Consider the following 12699-nt stretch of genomic DNA (forward strand, 5'->3'; position numbering starts at 1 on the left):
AGATATTGCCAAAAAGTTTCAGCGAGGCAGCTTCAGGTTGTTCCAGATCGCCAGGCTCGCTTCGGCCTGGTTCAGCGTATAGAAGTGCAGGCCCGGTGCGCCGCCTTGCAGCAGTTGTTCACACATGCGGGTGATCACTTCTTCGCCGAAGGCCTGGATGCTGGCGGTGTCGTCACCATAGGCCTCTAGCTGCTTGCGGATCCAGCGCGGGATCTCTGCGCCGCAGGCGTCGGAGAACCGGGCCAGCTTGCTGTAGTTGGTGATTGGCATGATGCCGGGCACCACCGGGATATCGACGCCCAGTTTCTGCGCACGCTCGACAAAATAGAAATAGCTGTCGGCGTTGAAGAAGTACTGGGTGATGGCGCTGTCGGCACCGGCCTTGACCTTGTGCACGAAGTTGGCCAGGTCGATCTCGAAGTTGCGGGCCTGGGGGTGCATCTCGGGGTAGGCCGCCACTTCCAGGTGGAAGTGATCACCGGTTTCCTGGCGGATGAATTCGACCAGGTCGCTGGCGTAGCGCAGCTCGCCGCTGGCCATGCCCATGCCGGAAGGCAGGTCGCCGCGCAGGGCGACGATGCGCTTGATGCCAGCAGCCTTGTACTCGGCAAGCAGGGCGCGCAGCTCTTCTTTGGTGTCGCCGACGCACGACAGGTGCGGTGCGGCAGGTACTTTCACTTCGCTCTCCAGCTGCAGCACGGTGTTCAGTGTGCGGTCGCGGGTAGAGCCGCCGGCACCGTAGGTGCAGGAGAAGAAATCGGGGTTGTAGGTGGCCAGCTGGCGGGCAACGCCCATCAGCTTTTCGTGACCGGCATCGGTCTTGGTCGGGAAGAATTCGAAACTGTAGCGGCGTTCTTGTGACATCTCTGTTTCCTCAGCTGCAGGCCATGAGCCGCACGCTGCAAGTAAAAGCCAGGGCGGTGGGGGCCGGCCTGGCTTGGGCATCGATCAAGATTAAACGACTACAAGCGCCCGCCGGCATGCCGCCGGGCGCTTGCCGCTTAGTAGCGGTATGCGTGTGGCTTGAACGGGCCTTCGACAGTCACGCCGATGTAGTCGGCTTGCTGCTGGGTCAGCTGGGTGACCACGCCGCCGAAGCCGCGGACCATTTCCAGGGCCACTTCTTCGTCGAGCTTCTTGGGCAGCACTTCTACGGTCAGGCGTTCGGCTTTCTTCTCGGCCGACAGGTCGGCGTACTTCTGCTCGAACAGGAAGATCTGTGCCAGCACCTGGTTGGCGAACGAACCGTCCATGATGCGGCTTGGGTGACCGGTGGCGTTGCCCAGGTTCACCAGACGGCCTTCAGCCAGCAGGATCAGGTAGTCGTCGTTTTGCGGGTCGAAGCTGCCAGCGCCGGTGCGGTGGATCTTGTGCACCTGCGGCTTGACCTCTTCCCAGGCCCAGTTCTTGCGCATGAAGGCGGTGTCGATCTCGTTGTCGAAGTGGCCGATGTTGCAGACCACGGCACGCTTCTTCAGGGCCTTGAGCATGTTGGCGTCGCAGACGTTGACGTTACCGGTGGTGGTGACGATCAGGTCGATCTTGCCCAGCAGCGCTTTGTCGATGCTGGCCTCGGTGCCGTTGTTGATGCCGTCGATGAACGGCGAAACCAGCTCGAAGCCGTCCATGCAGGCTTGCATGGCGCAGATCGGGTCAACTTCGGTGACCTTGACGATCATGCCTTCTTGACGCAGGGACTGGGCCGAGCCCTTGCCCACGTCACCGTAGCCGATCACCAGGGCTTGCTTGCCCGACAGCAGGTGGTCGGTGCCACGCTTGATGGCGTCGTTCAGGCTGTGGCGGCAGCCGTACTTGTTGTCGTTCTTGCTCTTGGTGACCGAGTCGTTGACGTTGATCGCCGGGACTTTCAGCTCGCCCTTGGCCAGCATGTCCAGCAGGCGGTGCACGCCGGTGGTGGTCTCTTCGGTGACACCGTGGACGCGGTCCAGAACGGCTGGGTACTTCTTGTGCAGCAGTTCGGTCAGGTCGCCGCCGTCGTCGAGGATCATGTTGGCGTCCCATGGCTGGCCATCCTTGAGGATGGTCTGCTCCAGGCACCACTCGTACTCTTCCTCGGTTTCGCCTTTCCAGGCGAACACCGGGATACCGGCGGCGGCGATGGAGGCAGCGGCCTGGTCCTGGGTGGAGAAGATGTTGCAGGACGACCAGCGCACTTCGGCACCCAGGGCAACCAGGGTTTCGATCAGCACGGCAGTCTGAATGGTCATGTGGATGCAGCCCAGAATCTTCGCACCCTTGAGCGGTTGCTCGGCGAGGTACTTGCGACGCAGGCCCATCAGTGCAGGCATTTCCGATTCGGCGATGATGGTTTCGCGACGGCCCCAGGCAGCCAGGGAGATGTCAGCGACTTTGAAATCGGTAAAACCAGCAGGCGTGTTTACAGCGCTCATGAGAGCCTCCATTCGTAGTGTGCGAATGGGCGCCGTTGTGCGTTGAGCGTCCGCAGGAGCGGACAACGCCCCATCCGAGCCTGACAGGCCTAGCCTGCTGCAGCGCCCCTCGGACAGGTGGCGGGCATGGCCGCCGCTGCGGGTGGCCAAGTGAAGCGGCAGGATTATAGCCGCGACAGGGACCTTCGCCCAAGGTTTTCTGTCGATTAATCGAGACGATAGTCGATGTTCAATGGAGCGGCGACGGCCGCTCTGCCATCATGAATGCACGTTAGCCAAGCAGGTTAGGAGTACCGATGAACTTTCACACCCGCAAATGGGTAAAACCCGAAGACCTCAACCCCAATGGCACCCTGTTCGGTGGCAGCCTGTTGCGCTGGATCGACGAAGAAGCGGCGATTTACGCCATCGTCCAGCTGGGCAACCAGCGTGTGGTGACCAAGTACATGTCGGAGATCAACTTCGTCAGTGCCTCACGCCAGGGCGACATCATCGAACTGGGCATCACCGCCACTGAATTCGGCCGCACCTCGATCACCCTCAAGTGCGAAGTGCGCAACAAGATCACCCGCAAGAGCATCCTGACCGTCGACAAGATGGTGTTCGTCAACCTCGGCGAAGATGGCATGCCGGCGGCTCACGGGCGCACCGAGATCAAGTACGTCCAGGACCAGTTCCCGGACTCGGCAGTCGAGTAGGCATTTTGGGGCTGCCTTGCAGCCCATCGCGACACAAGGCCGCTCCTACAGGAGAATGCGAATCCCGTGTAGGAGCGGCCTTGTGTCGCGATGGGCCGCAAAGCGGCCCCCTTGTATTCAGGGCTGGGCGCTAACCTTGCGCACCACCCGCCCGATGCTCAGCCCCTGCACCAGGATCGACGACAACACCACGATGTAGGTGATCGACAGCAGCAGGTCACGTTCCTCACCCAGCGGCAGCGACAGTGCCAGCGCTACCGACACGCCGCCGCGCAGGCCGCCCCAGGTCAGTACCCGCACGGTGCCTTTCGGCACACTCCGCCAGCGGCGCAGCAGCAAGATTGCCGGGGCCACGGTAAGCAGCCGCGACAGCAGGACCGCCAGTGCCAGCACACCGCCGGCCGCCAGGTGCATCCAGTTGAACGGCAGCAGCAGAAGCTCGAGGCCGATCAGCGCGAACAGCAAGGCGTTGAGCATGTCATCGATCAACTCCCAGAAACCGTCCATGTAGCGACGGGTCATGTCGTTCATCGCCAGGTTGCGCCCCATGTTGCCGATGATCAGGCCGGCGACCACCATGGCGATCGGTGCAGAAACGTGCAGTTCGTAGCACATTGCCGAGCCACCGATGACCAGCGCCAGGGTCAGCATGACCTCGACCTGGTACTGCTCGACGCTCTTGATCATGCGGTAGGTGGCGTAGCCGATCACGCCGCCGAACACCACGCCGCCAATGGCCTCGCGGGCGAACAGCACCGCTGTGTCATAGGCACTGGGGGTTTCGCCGAGCTGGATGATGCCCAGCAGCACGGTGAACACCACGACCGCGGTGCCGTCGTTGAACAGCGACTCGCCGACGATGGTGGTTTTCAGCGGCTTGGAGGCATTGGCGGTCCGCAATGCGCCGAGCACGGCAATCGGGTCGGTGGGCGAGATCAGTGCGCCGAACAGCAGGCAGTAGATCAGCGGAACCTGCCAGCCGAACATCGCGAACACCCAGTGCGACAGGTAGCCGATCACCACGGTGGCGATCAGCACGCCGATGGTCGCCAGCAGGCCGATCGGCCAGCGATAGCTGCGCAGGTCTGAGAGGTTGACGTGCAAGGCGCCGGCGAACAGCAGGAATGCCAGCATCCAGTGCATCAGCAAATCGTTGAAGTCGATCTGGTTCATCAGGCCTTCGACGCGCTCTTCGAGGCCAGGGAAGCCAATCAGGCTAAGCCCTTGCAGCATCAACGAGAACAGCAGTGCCGTGACCATCACGCCAATGGCGGGTGGCAGGCCGATGAAGCGGTAGTTGACGTAGGTGAGAAGGGTGGTGAGGCAGATAAACGCGGCAACTAATTCAAGCATCCCAAATCCTGTAACAGTGGCTTCCAAGTCGTACCCGAATGACTCGGGCAGTTCTTTGATGACCTGGCGAGGGCTTCGGGGCACACCTTTGACCGGAATTGTTGGAATCGTTCATGTGTAGGGCTTGAGTTGTACGATGGTTTTGAGATGCGCCGCCCGCGCGGCGCCCGATTTCGTAAACGCTGAAAATCTTCCGACATACGCACACCAGACTGAAGACGATATATTCGTGCCTCAATAACGTCACAAGGACTTGAAGGCGTGTTGGCAACTTCCCTGGTACTGGTCGCCGCCCTCCTGCATGCGACCTGGAACACCCTGATCAAATTCAGCGGCGAGCGCTTGTTGGTGATTGCCAGCATGGACACGGTCGCGCTGGCTTTTGCTGCGCTGGCCGTGGCCTTTGTCGAGGTGCCTCCCGCTGAAATCTGGCCCTGGTTGATCGCCTCGGCGCTGGCCGAACAGTTGTACCGCTATTTGCTGATCCAGGCCTATCGGGTTGGCGACCTGGGGCTGGTCTATCCTCTGATGCGCGGGCTGTCGCCGCTGGTGGTGCTGGGCTTGACCCTGGCCTTTGCCGGGGAATCGCTGAGCCAGCAGCAGATCATCGGCATCCTGCTCATTCCGTGTGGCATGGCGTGCCTGCTGTGGCAGGGGGGCGGTGGTGATCGGCTGCCTTGGTCGATGTTGCCCGTGGTGGCGCTGATTGGCCTGTGCATCGGTTGCTACACCTGGTTCGACGGCCAGGCGGTGCGGCTGTGGGGCAAGCCTTGGGACTACCTGGTATGGCTGACCTTGCTCAGTGCCTGGCCCTTCCCGCTGCTGGCCAGTGTGGCGCGCCGGGCACCGTTTGTGCTGTTTTGGCGAACCCAATGGCGGCTGGGGTTGGCCGTAGGGCTTTGCGTGCTGTTCAGTTATGCCCTGGTGCTGTGGGCCATGCACCTGGGGTCGGTGGCCGAGGCGGCGGCGCTGCGGGAATTGAGCGTGATCCTGGTGGTGCTGTTGGGTATGCGCTACCTCAAAGAACCTTTTGGCGGGCCAAGACTCCTAGCTTGCGGGCTGGTGCTGGCAGGCATGCTGGTAATGAAGCTCTAACCTTTCGATTGAACAAGGAGTGCTGTCCATGACCGTTGCCCTGTGGTGCATCCTGATTGCCCTGGTATTGCCGCCGCTTTGTGCATTGATCGCCAAAGTGAGCAGTGGCCGCTTCGGCCTCAAGGACAATCACGATCCGCGTGCCTTCCTGGACACGCTATCGGGCCTGCCACGCCGAGCTCATGCGGCGCAGCAGAATAGCTACGAAGCGTTTCCCGCGTTTGCGGCGGCCGTGCTGGTGGCAGATATCGTCGGCAATGCCGAGCAAGTGACGCAGGACGTGCTGGGCGTGATGTACATCACCAGCCGGTTGCTCTACATCATCTGCTACCTGGCGGACTGGGCGGCATTGCGGTCAGTGGTGTGGTTTGCCGGGTTGGCGTTGATCGTGGCGTTTTTTGTGGTTTCCGTCTGAAACCGAGTTGCCCTCTTCGCGGGTAAACCCGCTCCCACAGGGGATCGTGCATTCTTCAGGGTTAGCACGATTACTGTGGGAGCGGGCTTGCCCCGCGAAGAGCCCAGCCCCGTTCAAGGCACTTTCGGTACTTCAGGCAGCGGTTTGCCTTTAGGCCACAGCATCCAGATCTGCCCTTGCTGCTTCATGTTCCCGGCCAGCTCACCTGCTTCTGGCCCAGTCCCCCAGAACAGGTCTGCACGTACCTCACCGGCAATGGCCCCCCCGGTATCCTGAGCGCCTACCGGCCGCACCACCGGGGTACCATCCGGGCGTGTAGTGGATAACCAGAGCAGGCTGCCCAACGGAATCACCTTGCGGTCGATCGCCACGCTGTAGCCGGCCGTCAGTGGCACGTTGAGCGAGCCGCGCGGGCCTTCGTTACTGTCGGGGCGGGTGCTGAAAAACACGTAGCTGGGGTTGCTGGCCAGTAGCTCTGGTACCCGCTGCGGGTTGGCCTGGGCCCAGGCATGAATGCTGCCCATGCTCACGTCTTCCTTCTTCAACTGGCCCTGTTCCACCAGCCAACGCCCGATCGGCCGGTAGGGGTGGCCATTTTGGTCGGCGTAGCCCAGGCGCAGCTGGCGGCCATCTTCCAGTTGAACCCGGCCCGAACCCTGTATCTGCAGGAACTGCAGGTCCATCGGGTCCGTCAGCCAGGCCAGCACCGGGGCTTTTACGCCCTCACGGTTGATGACTTCGGCCGTGTCGTAAGGCTTGAGCACCCGGCCATCGAGTCGCCCGCGCAGGCGCTTGCCCTTGAGCTCTGGGTACACGCTGGCGAGGTCGACCACGATCATGTCGTCGGGCACGCCGTACACCGCTACGTGGTTGGTTTCGGTCGGTTTCAGGCTGCCGGGGTAGACCGGCTCGTAATAGCCGGTGATCAGGCCGTTGGCGTTGTTCTCGGCCGAGCGCAGGCCATAGACCTGCAGGTTTTGCTGCAGGAAGGCGCGTATTTGCAGGGCATCGTCCGGCACGCTGGCTGCGGCCTCGCAGGTGGTGGCCCAGGCGGCGTCGCGCTTGAGTTTTTCACAGCCATTGCGCCACGCATGGAAGCCGGCAACCAGGTCGGTGTCGCTGACGCTGGGCAAGTCCTGCCAGGTGGCGTTGGCATAGGTGGCAATGGCATGGGGCTCAGGTTTGGCGTTCTCGCCGCCGTTGCAGCCGGCCAGCAGGGCCAGCGCCGGGAGTGTCCAGGCCAGGTGGCGCAGGGCAGATTTCATAGGGAAATTCCTGTCAGGGCGAACATGAAGATTCGCCCCTGTGTTTTATGTGGCTATTGGTCTTTGGCCCTTGGCCAGCGATACTGGCCGCCCATTTTCGTAGGCCGTAGTGACCGTGATGTTCAAGCGATTGACCGTTGTTCTGCTCGCAGCCCTTGCCCTGAGTGCCTGTGACCGTGTGGACCCGAACTCGCCGCTGGGCCAGCGCAAGGCGATCTTCAAGGACATGCTCAAGACCAGCGAGGACCTGGGTGGCATGCTGCGCGGCCGCTTGCCGTTCGACGGGGTGAAGTTCTCCGAAGGGGCCGTGAAGCTCGACAGCCTGTCGCACCTGCCGTGGCAGCACTTCCCCCAAGCGCGCGATGGCGGTGACAGCAGCGCGCGAGCGGAGGTGTGGGAGCGTCAGGCGCGGTTCCATGACCTTGCCCGGCAACTGGAGGGCGTGACCGGTGAATTGGTCGATGCGACCCGGGGCCAGCCGCTGGAGGCGGCGCAGTTGAAGGGACCGATGGACAGGGTAGAGGCTGCGTGCAAGGCTTGCCATACCGAATTCCGCAATCATTGATCGCCTGTGAGGGCCTTATCACCGGCAAGCCAACTCCCACAGGAAACACACAGCCCTTGAGAGCAGTGGAGTACCTGTGGGAGCCGGCTTGCCGGCGATAAGGCGCTCACGGACGCTGCACCTCAGCGGTCGAGTTCGTCGACCGCTTCCTGCAGTTCTTTGCGCGACTCGGCGAGTTTGTCTTTACGCTTGTTTATCTTTTCAGCATCGCCTTTCTTTTCGGCTTTCTTCAGGTCTTTTTCGCGTTGCGCGACTTCATGGCGCGCATCGAGCACCTTTTGTTCACGCTCTTTGCGCAGGCTGGTTTCTGTACAGTTTCTTGCACCTTCCAGTGCCTGCTCGAGCCCCGCAACCTGGTCACTGTTGCCGTGTTCGCGGGCAATCTTCAGTTGGTTCTCGATGGCGCTGCGTTTGGCCGCGCAGCCAGTCAGGCCGGCATCCGGCTCGGCAGCCTGCACGGCGCCAGCAGCCAGGCCCAGTGTTGCGAGCAAGAAAAGAGTCGAAATACGTTTCATGAAAAGCCTCCTGAACGGGGCGGGGCAGAAAAGTTGGGGGAAATCCTGCCTTGGTTTTTCCTATTTAGAAACCCTTGTTGGTTTTTTATGGCCGAAACTCAGACTTTCCCTGCGTGGGAATTGGTAAAAAATCATTGCGCGAGCGGTTTGTTGCTGATTTGGAACGCGTTTACGCCGGCCTCGTTTAACTGCGCCGCAATGGCTTGAGTTTCGTTGGCCGTAAAAAACGCTTCAAGCTGACGCGCGCGCGCTGCGCCGATACCCGGCATGGTGTGCCAATCATCGGCCGAGCGCGAGGACAGCTGCGCCCAGTCACCGTCGAGCTGCATGCCACCCGGTGCGGGTGCGCCGAGCGCGCGCAGCCAGCGGGAGAAGGGCTGTGATCGGGCGCCCTCGAAGGCGTGCAGCAGCTGCGTGGCGGTGGCGTCGCTGATGCCCGGTACCTGGCCCAGGCGCTGAGCATCGAGTTGCAGCCAATCCGTCATCGAAGTGACCAACCCAGCCCCGACCAGGCGTTGCCACGTACCTGGCCCGGTGCGCGGCATTGCCAGCCCCTGCTTGCCACTGAGCCACGTAAGCCGCGCAATGAACTGATCGTCGCAACCGTCGTCTGCGTGCCAGCAGCTATGGGGGTGGTAGCGCCCCGGTTGCGGCGCTGCAACCGGCTGGCGTTGGACCGCGCGGTGCACCACGTGCTCGAAACGCGGAATGGTCAGGCCGGCCAGGCTGATTGCTACCTGATCACCGGGCGCAATGTCGAGGCGCTGCCAGCGTGCCAGTGAGCCCAGGCTGACCTGTGTGATCAGCCGGTCGTCCAGTGTGACCGGGTGCAGGCGCAGCACCGGCGTGACTCTGCCTGTGCGACCGACCCGGAAGCGTACCTCACGCACCTGGGCCAAGGCTTGGGCGTAGGGGTATTTCCAGGCTGCCAGCCAGTAGGGCGGCTTGGCCTGCCAACGCTCGGCGGGTGGCCGACTGCTCTGGCGCAGGATGACGCCATCGGTGGCGAAGGGCAGGGGTGAGCGGTACCAGTGCTGGCGCCAGTGTGCGGCATCGGCGGTGGAGTCGATGGCAACGCTGTAGCGCTGGCTGTCAGGGAAGCCCAGTTGTGCCAGCTGCGACAGGCGTTCGGCCTGGCTGCTGGGGCCGTGTGGCCAATCCCAGACGAACAGGCCGATGCTGGCGCCTTGTTCAGCGCTGAGCTGCTTGCGGGCGAGCAGCCCTGCCACGGTGCCCCGTGCCTTGGCGCTGCCCGCCTGGGCTTGCACGTGCTGGTCCAGGCGCAGATACAGTTCACCCTGCAACACCAGGTCAAAGGCCTGGGGCAGTTGCCGGGTAATGGAGTCGAGGCGCGGGATGTGGCGGCTCCAGTCGTGCCCCTGGGCCCCGTCACCCCGGCTCAGCAACTGTACGAGTTGCCCCTGTCGGTAGCGCAAGGACACCGCCACCCCATCGACCTTCGGCTGCACCCACAGGCCAGCCTTGCCGGCCATCCAGCGGCTGACGGCCTGCTCGTCACCCAGCTTGTCGACGCCTGTATGCGGGACGGGGTGGGTAATCGGGCCGCGCGCCGTGGCCAGTGGCGCGGGTTGCGCTTGCAGGCCGAAGCATTGCTGCCAGTGTTCCAGGCGTTGCCGGCTCTGGTCATACAGTTCGTCTGCCACCTGGGTGATGCCCAGGCGATGGTAGTCGTCGTCCCATTGGGCAATCGTGTTGCGAAGGTGGGTTACCTCGGCGTTGGCTTGTTTGACGTCCCAGCCGGGGCAGGGGCTGGCGTGCGCCAGCGAGGCATGTAGCGATAGCAGCAGTGCGAACAACAGCATGAACGGCATGGCCAGCATCCTTGCATGGCGGGTGGGAACCCTCAGCCTAGGCAGGCTGGGTGCCGATTGCCGTGAACAGTTGTCAGCCGATATGTCACAAAAAAGCCCCTGCCGATTGCTCGGCAGGGGCTTTCGTCCAGCGCTGTAGGAAACTTACAGGCCGGCAGCGTCACGCAGCGACTGGGCGCGGTCGGTGCGTTCCCAGGTGAAGGTGGTGAAGGTGTCGTCGCCGACCGTCTTCTGCTGCGGGGTGCGGCCGAAGTGGCCGTAGGCCGCGGTTTCCTGGTACATCGGGTGGAGCAGGTCGAGCATCTTGGTGATTGCGTATGGACGCAGGTCGAAGCACTCGCGCACCAGTTGGACGATCTTGTCGTCGGAGACCTTGCCGGTACCGAAGGTGTTGATCGAGATGGAGGTTGGCTGAGCTACGCCAATGGCGTAGGAGACCTGGATCTCGCAACGCTCGGCCAGGCCGGCGGCGACGATGTTCTTGGCCACGTAGCGACCGGCGTAGGCGGCGGAACGGTCGACCTTGGACGGGTCCTTGCCGGAGAACGCGCCACCACCGTGGCGGGCCATGCCGCCGTAGGAGTCGACGATGATCTTGCGGCCGGTCAGGCCACAGTCACCCACCGGGCCACCGATGATGAAGTTGCCGGTCGGGTTGATGTGGTACTGGGTATCTTTGTGCAGCAGTTCGGCCGGCAGGGTGTGCTTGACGATCAGCTCCATCACCGCTTCCTGCAGGTCTTTTTGCGAGACCTCAGGGTTGTGCTGGGTCGACAGGACCACCGCGTCGATGCCGACTACCTTGCCATTTTCGTAACGGCAGGTGACCTGCGACTTGGCGTCCGGGCGCAGCCACGGCAGCAGGCGCGACTTGCGCGCTTCGGCCTGGCGCTCGACCAGACGGTGCGAGAAGCAGATCGGTGCTGGCATCAGCACGTCGGTTTCGTTGCTGGCGTAGCCGAACATCAGGCCCTGGTCGCCAGCGCCCTGGTCTTCCGGCTTGGAGCGGTCGACGCCCTGGGCGATGTCCACGGACTGCTTGCCGATGATGTTCATCACCGCGCAGGTGGCGCCGTCGAAGCCGACGTCGGAGCTGTTGTAGCCGATGTCGATGATGACTTTACGTACCAGTTCTTCGAGGTCGACCCAGGCGGACGTGGACACTTCGCCAGCGATTATCGCGACACCGGTCTTGACCAAGGTTTCGCAGGCCACGCGGGCGTATTTGTCCTGAGCGATGATGGCATCAAGGACAGCGTCCGAAATCTGGTCGGCGATCTTGTCCGGATGCCCTTCGGACACGGACTCGGAGGTGAAAAGGGAGTATTCGCTCATCTCGAAGGGTTCCTAAAATTTACCGATGGTGTATGTCGCCAGTCGCCCGCTGAAAATGGCGGACCTGTATCTGGAAACCGTTGCGCAAGCCCACATAGAGGCTGTCCCCGGGGACCAGCCCGGCACTATTGGCCCAACGGGCCAGGTCGTCCTGCTCGAAGCCCAGCCAGAGGTCGCCGCAGGCATCGCGCGCCCACCCCTGGTCATGGCTGCACAGTTCGGTGACCAGCAGGCTGCCGCCCGCTTTCACCCGTTTGGCCAGCTGGCGCAGGGCCAGGGCCGGGTCGCTGAAATGGTGCAGCACCATGTTCAGCACAACGCAGTCGGCTGCCACATCCGTTGCATTCAGTGCATCGGCCAACTGCAGGTTCACGTTGTCCAGGCGCTCACGCTGGCAGACCTGGCGGGCCAGCTCGAGCATGGTCGGGCTGTTGTCCAGGGCGGTCACCGTGGCGAAGCGCCGTGCCAGGTCCGGCAGGAAGCCGCCGTCGCCGGGGCCTACTTCCAGCGCGCTGGCAGTGGGCGCGAAGTTCAGCTTGTCGAGCAGCGCCAGCAGGCTTTCGCGGTACTGCGGCAGGCCGGCGATCAGGTCTTGCTGGGCGCGGAATTTTTCTTCCACGCGCAGGAAAAAGTCCTGGCTGGTGGCTGCGCGGCGTTGCTGTACCTGGGCGATGCGCGCCTGCACCGCGGGTGGCAAGGTCAGGTCGTCGACTTCTTCGAGCAACGCCGTGTGCAGACGCCCGCCCAGGCGTAGGCTGTCGGGCAGGGCGCGGCGGTAGAAAATCGCGTTGCCCTCGCGCCGGGTAGCCACCAGCTCGGCCTGGGCCAGCACCTTCAGGTGATGGCTCATGCCGGACTGGCCGATGTCGAAGATTTGCGCCAGCTCGAGCACGCCAAACGAATCGCTGGCCAGTGCGCGCAAAACATTCAGGCGCAGCGCATCGCCGCTGGCTTTGCACAGGGCGGCCAGGGTGTCGCTTCGCTGAGGGATCGATTGCGCACGGAGGTTCATGGGGCGGCAGTCTAGACAGGCATCGTGGCACCCGCAAGGCCAATATCAAAAAGTTTTGATATTGGCGATGAGCTGCAAGGATAGAGCGGCCCCAGCCCATGGTTGCATGCACCTTGCCGCTTAAAGCGTGCCGCTTGACGCTTAAATGTTTGCCCCCAGCCCCCCAGTGGGCGAAAATGGCCGCCTTTTTTCGTATCACAACC

At 62.7% G+C, this 12699-nt stretch carries 12 protein-coding genes and 1 riboswitch; of the genes, 4 read left to right on the top strand and 8 right to left on the bottom strand.

What is annotated here, in order from left to right; all coding sequences use genetic code 11:
- Positions 1 to 18: 18 nt before the first annotated feature.
- Complete coding sequence (metF, locus tag GIB19_RS01035; protein WP_027592451.1) at positions 19 to 864, bottom strand: methylenetetrahydrofolate reductase [NAD(P)H]; 846 nt, start codon at positions 862 to 864, stop codon at positions 19 to 21.
- A 137-nt stretch (positions 865 to 1001) separates the two neighbouring features.
- Complete coding sequence (gene ahcY, locus GIB19_RS01040; RefSeq protein WP_027592452.1) at positions 1002 to 2411, bottom strand: adenosylhomocysteinase; 1410 nt, start codon at positions 2409 to 2411, stop codon at positions 1002 to 1004.
- 20 nt (positions 2412 to 2431) lie between these two features.
- Positions 2432 to 2528: riboswitch (S-adenosyl-L-homocysteine riboswitch) on the bottom strand.
- 179 nt (positions 2529 to 2707) lie between these two features.
- Here ahcY and GIB19_RS01045 point away from each other — a divergent pair.
- Entirely contained in the window at positions 2708 to 3109 is a 402-nt protein-coding gene (locus GIB19_RS01045) for an acyl-CoA thioesterase (protein ID WP_027592453.1), read from the top strand.
- 117 nt (positions 3110 to 3226) lie between these two features.
- On the opposite strand, the gene GIB19_RS01050 is transcribed toward GIB19_RS01045, so the two are convergent.
- Positions 3227 to 4462 (bottom strand): cation:proton antiporter, encoded by a 1236-nt coding sequence (locus tag GIB19_RS01050; protein ID WP_027592454.1) that lies wholly within the window; start codon positions 4460 to 4462, stop codon positions 3227 to 3229.
- Positions 4463 to 4723: 261 nt separating this feature from the next.
- Between GIB19_RS01050 and GIB19_RS01055 the strand changes: the two genes are divergently transcribed.
- Positions 4724 to 5557: an EamA family transporter gene (locus GIB19_RS01055; RefSeq protein WP_274882913.1), complete on the top strand. Its 834-nt coding sequence runs from the start codon at positions 4724 to 4726 to the stop codon at positions 5555 to 5557.
- A 28-nt stretch (positions 5558 to 5585) separates the two neighbouring features.
- The gene (locus GIB19_RS01060) at positions 5586 to 5972 is read left to right on the top strand and encodes an MAPEG family protein (protein WP_099455537.1); all 387 of its coding nucleotides are present in this window, start codon (positions 5586 to 5588) and stop codon (positions 5970 to 5972) included.
- A gap of 113 nt (positions 5973 to 6085) precedes the next feature.
- On the opposite strand, the gene mltA is transcribed toward GIB19_RS01060, so the two are convergent.
- Complete coding sequence (mltA, locus tag GIB19_RS01065) at positions 6086 to 7237, bottom strand: murein transglycosylase A (RefSeq protein WP_274882916.1); 1152 nt, start codon at positions 7235 to 7237, stop codon at positions 6086 to 6088.
- 118 nt (positions 7238 to 7355) lie between these two features.
- On the opposite strand from mltA, the gene GIB19_RS01070 reads away from it, so the two are divergent.
- Positions 7356 to 7802, top strand: coding sequence for a c-type cytochrome (locus tag GIB19_RS01070; protein WP_099430623.1), 447 nt, complete (start codon positions 7356 to 7358; stop codon positions 7800 to 7802).
- Positions 7803 to 7924: 122 nt separating this feature from the next.
- Here GIB19_RS01070 and GIB19_RS01075 read toward each other — a convergent pair whose 3' ends face one another.
- The 4 genes from GIB19_RS01075 to GIB19_RS01090 form a co-directional block, all read right to left on the bottom strand.
- Positions 7925 to 8317, bottom strand: a complete 393-nt coding sequence (locus GIB19_RS01075; protein ID WP_099430622.1) for a DUF1090 domain-containing protein — start codon at positions 8315 to 8317, stop codon at positions 7925 to 7927.
- A gap of 131 nt (positions 8318 to 8448) precedes the next feature.
- Positions 8449 to 10149 carry an NAD-dependent DNA ligase LigB gene (gene ligB / locus GIB19_RS01080; RefSeq protein ID WP_274882919.1) on the bottom strand — a complete coding sequence of 567 codons (1701 nt, stop codon included), beginning with the start codon at positions 10147 to 10149 and terminating at the stop codon, positions 8449 to 8451.
- Between the two features lie 144 nt (positions 10150 to 10293).
- Positions 10294 to 11484 (bottom strand): methionine adenosyltransferase, encoded by a 1191-nt coding sequence (gene metK, locus GIB19_RS01085; RefSeq protein ID WP_027592460.1) that lies wholly within the window; start codon positions 11482 to 11484, stop codon positions 10294 to 10296.
- A gap of 19 nt (positions 11485 to 11503) precedes the next feature.
- On the bottom strand, positions 11504 to 12496 hold the full coding sequence (locus GIB19_RS01090; protein ID WP_027592461.1) for an ArsR/SmtB family transcription factor: 993 nt from the start codon (positions 12494 to 12496) through the stop codon (positions 11504 to 11506).
- Positions 12497 to 12699 lie beyond the last annotated feature (203 nt).

Origin of the sequence: Pseudomonas sp. ITEM 17296 (genome assembly GCF_028895205.1) — a bacterium.
Taxonomy (GTDB): Bacteria; Pseudomonadota; Gammaproteobacteria; order Pseudomonadales; family Pseudomonadaceae; genus Aquipseudomonas; species Aquipseudomonas kermanshahensis.

Coding starts and splice junctions, on each gene's coding strand:
- metF (WP_027592451.1), bottom strand. CDS start 864: ATGTCACAAGAACGCCGCTACAGTTTCGAATTCTTCCCGACCAAGACC.
- ahcY (WP_027592452.1), bottom strand. CDS start 2,411: ATGAGCGCTGTAAACACGCCTGCTGGTTTTACCGATTTCAAAGTCGCT.
- GIB19_RS01045 (WP_027592453.1), top strand. CDS start 2,708: ATGAACTTTCACACCCGCAAATGGGTAAAACCCGAAGACCTCAACCCC.
- GIB19_RS01050 (WP_027592454.1), bottom strand. CDS start 4,462: ATGCTTGAATTAGTTGCCGCGTTTATCTGCCTCACCACCCTTCTCACC.
- GIB19_RS01060 (WP_099455537.1), top strand. CDS start 5,586: ATGACCGTTGCCCTGTGGTGCATCCTGATTGCCCTGGTATTGCCGCCG.
- mltA (WP_274882916.1), bottom strand. CDS start 7,237: ATGAAATCTGCCCTGCGCCACCTGGCCTGGACACTCCCGGCGCTGGCC.
- GIB19_RS01070 (WP_099430623.1), top strand. CDS start 7,356: ATGTTCAAGCGATTGACCGTTGTTCTGCTCGCAGCCCTTGCCCTGAGT.
- GIB19_RS01075 (WP_099430622.1), bottom strand. CDS start 8,317: ATGAAACGTATTTCGACTCTTTTCTTGCTCGCAACACTGGGCCTGGCT.
- ligB (WP_274882919.1), bottom strand. CDS start 10,149: ATGCCGTTCATGCTGTTGTTCGCACTGCTGCTATCGCTACATGCCTCG.
- metK (WP_027592460.1), bottom strand. CDS start 11,484: ATGAGCGAATACTCCCTTTTCACCTCCGAGTCCGTGTCCGAAGGGCAT.
- GIB19_RS01090 (WP_027592461.1), bottom strand. CDS start 12,496: ATGAACCTCCGTGCGCAATCGATCCCTCAGCGAAGCGACACCCTGGCC.